The sequence below is a fragment of the Streptomyces sp. W16 genome (genome assembly GCF_033194735.1).
GTDB lineage: Bacteria > Actinomycetota > Actinomycetes > Streptomycetales > Streptomycetaceae > Streptomyces.
Map to the genome: position 1 here is coordinate 1 of NZ_JAWOAI010001101.1, position 1230 is coordinate 1230.

A 1230-nucleotide genomic window follows, 5' to 3' on the forward strand; every position below is an offset into this window, starting at 1 on the left:
CACTGCGCCGGGCCGTTGGAGGCGCAGGACGCGGGCGTGCTGCGGCGCGGGTGGTGCGGGGTCGAGGAGAACTCCTGGCACTGCCCCGAGTGCGGGGGGTTCCGGTTGCGGGCCCAGGTCGTGGGGGCGCGGCGGACGGCGGAGGAGCTGGGGCGGGCGTTTCCTGCGGTGCCGGTGCGGACGTCCGGGCGGGAGCAGGTGCTCGACACTGTGCCGGGGACTCCCGCGCTGGTCGTGAGTACACCGGGGGCCGAGCCGGTTGCCGACGGGGGGTACGCGGCGGCGTTGCTGCTGGATGGCTGGGCGATGCTCGGGCGGCCTGATCTGCGGGCCGGGGAGGATGCGTTGCGGCGGTGGATCGCGGCGAGTTCGCTGGTACGGCCGCAGGGGGTTGGGGGGACCGTCGTCGTGGTTGCGGAACCCACCCTGCGGCCTGTGCAGGCGCTGGTGCGGTGGGATCCCGTGGGGCATGCGGTGCGGGAGCTTGCCGAGCGGGCCGAGCTGGGGTTTCCGCCGGTGTCTCGGATGGCTGCGGTGGCCGGGGTGGCGGGGGCTGTGGCGGAGTTTCTTGCTGCTGTTGAACTGCCGCCCGATGCTGAGGTGTTGGGGCCTGTCCCGGTGCCGGTCGCTACGGCAGGGGGGCCTCGGCGGGTGGGGGGACCGCCTGTTGGGGAGCAGTGGGAGCGGGCGTTGATTCGGGTGCGGCCGGGGAGCGGGGGGGCGTTGGCTGCCGCGTTGAAGGCTGCGCAGGCTGTTCGGATGGCTCGGGGTGGGGGGGATGTGGTGCGGGTGCGTGTTGATCCGCCGGACATCGGGTGAGCCTCGGCCTTCGGCCTCGGATTGTCTCCCACCCGCGCACCGCCCGTTCGCCGTCCGCCGAGAAGTGGACCTTTCCCGTAGGGGTTCTCGCCGTCGGCGGCCGACCGTCCGTGCCCCCGGCATTCAGCTGCAGCTGCCTCGCACCGGCCGTTCGCCGTTCGCCGTTCTGACGTGGGGTCCGCCGTCCGTGGCTCCGGCATGCAGCTGCCTCCCGGTCTTCGTCCGGGAGGCAGACAAGGTTCGGTGGCGGAATCAGCCGTTGCGCGGGCCAGGGAAGGCCGTCGGCCTGGCCTCGTCGCGGAGGGTGGGGCTGCCCGCCGTCGGCTGGGTCGGCATGGAGCGGGCCGCGGGGACCGTCGGCATGGTGGGCATGGTCGGGAGGCCGGTGTTCACGCCTACCGGGCGGGCGCT

The 1230-nt window shown here is 74.1% G+C and carries 1 pseudogene; it reads left to right on the forward strand.

The features are described from left to right. Positions 1-819, forward strand: a pseudogene (locus R6V09_RS53435) (primosome assembly protein PriA); the annotation flags it as partial. Positions 820-1230 lie beyond the last annotated feature (411 nt).